The sequence below is a fragment of the Vibrio sp. Vb0667 genome, assembly GCF_033391095.1.
The window spans coordinates 1-1,808 of the sequence record NZ_JAWPOL010000105.1; the positions used below are offsets into that span (position 1 = coordinate 1).

General features: G+C 47.8%; 1 protein-coding gene. It reads right to left on the reverse strand.

What is annotated here, in order from left to right; translation table 11 throughout:
• Positions 1-1,808, reverse strand: a 1,808-nt coding sequence (locus tag R8269_RS23740; RefSeq protein ID WP_318222719.1) for a VCBS domain-containing protein, incomplete at both ends; no start/stop codon positions are given.

Consider the following 1,808-nt stretch of genomic DNA (forward strand, 5'->3'; position numbering starts at 1 on the left):
GTCAAGTGCCCCGTCAAGGGTAAAATTATAACTGCCATCCGGTTTTACAACGAGCGTAAACACAGCATTCGCACCCACGCTTGCTGTGTAAGTAAAACTGCCATCTGCATTTGCAGTTTCAGTCATGGTTACGGCAATGCCTTGCGAAGTAAGCCCATCAACAGGCATCGCATTCACATCGAGCTGATAACGGACGACACTATCCGAGCCTTGAGTCGTAGTGAACTTACCGTCTATGGAAAGCGCTTCTTTTTGATCAGAACCAATGTTGATCAAGTCATCTTCATCGACCGTAATTGGCGCAACATTTGTGATCACTGGTTGGTCATCAACAATGGTCACAGGAATCGTGGCAGAAGTGGTGTCACCATCAAAATCCGTCGCGATGATTGGGAAGTTCAGCGTCAGTTCGTCACTGTTACTCGCATGGTCAATTGGGCCTTCGAGTGTAAAGTTGTAACTACCATCTGGATTCACAGTTAACGTAAAGACAGGATTGGTTCCTGCGGTTGCCGTATAAGTGAAACTACCATCTGGATTTGCCGTTTCACTCAATGTCACCGCAACACCTTGCGAAGTAAGCCCATCAACAGGCGTCGCACTGGCATCCAATTGGTAACTCACTACGCCATCAGAACCTTGATTGGTGGTGAAGTGTCCGTCAATCGATACTGAACCGTCTTGAGCCGAGCCAATCTGCGCGAGGTCATCTTCATCAACGGTGATCGCTTGAACATTGTTAATTGTTGGCTGGTCATCAACAATGGTTACAGGGATGGTTGCCGATGACGTATCGCCATCAAAATCGGTCGCGATGATTGGAAAATTCAGCGTCAGTTCATCACTACCAGTCGCGTGATCGATTGGGCCTTCCAACGTAAAGTTGTATGAACCATCGGTATTCACCACCAACGTAAAGACAGGATTGCCGTTAGCGGTCGCGGTGTAAGTGAAGCTGCCGTCGGCATTTGCGGTTTCTACCAGCTCAACAGCTTCACCATGTGAAGTCAAGCCATCAATTGGATTGGTCGATGCGTCGAGTTGATAACTCACCACTCGGTCGGAGCCTTCTGTCGTGGTGAACTTGCCGTCAACCGAAACAGAATCATTTTGATCCGAGCCGATGCTCGCAAGGTCGTCTTCATCCACCGTTAAAGCTTCTACACCATCAATAGAAGGCGCATCATCTTTAACTTCTATAACGATTTCTGCGGCTTTGGCATCGTTCGAACCGAGCGTCAAAGAAGAGCGGTCTCCGTCGGCATCAACGGCATAAACTGGAATGGTGAACGTTAACGATTCGTCGTTTGCGCCAGTATGATCCAGCTGTTCATAGAGGTTGAACTGATATTCGCCTTGAGACGGTGAGTCGATACTGATGTCGAATACCGTAATGCGCACACCATCAAGCTCAATATAACCTTCGTAAGTACGAACGCCGTTGACATTAGAAGTGAGTTCAAGAAGTACATTTTGCCCTTGCGATTGCAACTCGCCAGAGACATTAAATTCCGTTGGTTCTACTTCGAAGTGATCAATAATATCGCTGCCTGCGGCTGCCGAAATTGATCCGGTACCGCTAGTAATCGCGATGCCCTGTAGAGAACCTTGCTCGACGCCAGACTCGTCCAAAGACAAGCTTGTGACATTGTTAATGACTGGGTTGTCGCCATCAGCAATTGTAATCACAAAGGTATTGCTGACCGTATCTTGGTCGTAATCCACGATCGTCGTTGGAAGAGAAAGCGCTATCGTATCGCTATCATTCGTCTGCTCAAGCGGTTTGAACTGTTCAAATTGGTACGTGC